This window comes from Streptomyces alkaliterrae (assembly GCF_007097205.2).
GTDB lineage: Bacteria > Actinomycetota > Actinomycetes > Streptomycetales > Streptomycetaceae > Streptomyces > Streptomyces alkaliterrae.
Window position 1 is genome coordinate 1 of sequence record NZ_VJYK02000764.1, and the last position, 384, is coordinate 384.

1 pseudogene is annotated in these 384 nt (G+C 78.1%); it reads right to left on the reverse strand.

Going from position 1 to position 384, the window contains the following annotated elements:
• Nucleotides 1-298: pseudogene (locus FNX44_RS29395) on the reverse strand (hypothetical protein); the annotation flags it as partial.
• Nucleotides 299-384 lie beyond the last annotated feature (86 nt).

Consider the following 384-nt stretch of genomic DNA (forward strand, 5'->3'; position numbering starts at 1 on the left):
GGGTGCGGGCCTCCGCGTTGGCGGCGGGCGGCGGGGGGCCGGGCTCGCCGGTCGGCGCCGTGTCGTAGAGGCGGTTGCGCGGGTCGTTACGCGGGTCGTTACGCGGGTCGGCCGGGTAGTCCGGGGGCGGTCCGAAACCGGGCGCGCCCGACGGCGCGCCACCGACGAGCGGTTGTGCGTGTTCCTCTCCGACACCGGGTGCCGTGCGTCCGCCGCGGTCCGAGGGCGTCGGCTCACCTCCTGACGACGGCGCGTTGGGCCCGGTGCCGGGCGGACCGGCGGCCGATACCGGTGGCATTCCCGGCGCATGCGAGGCCTGTCCGGTTCCTGCCGACGTCGGAGCGGGAGTGCCGGGACCGCTGAGGGCAGGGAGGGGGCCGGGGG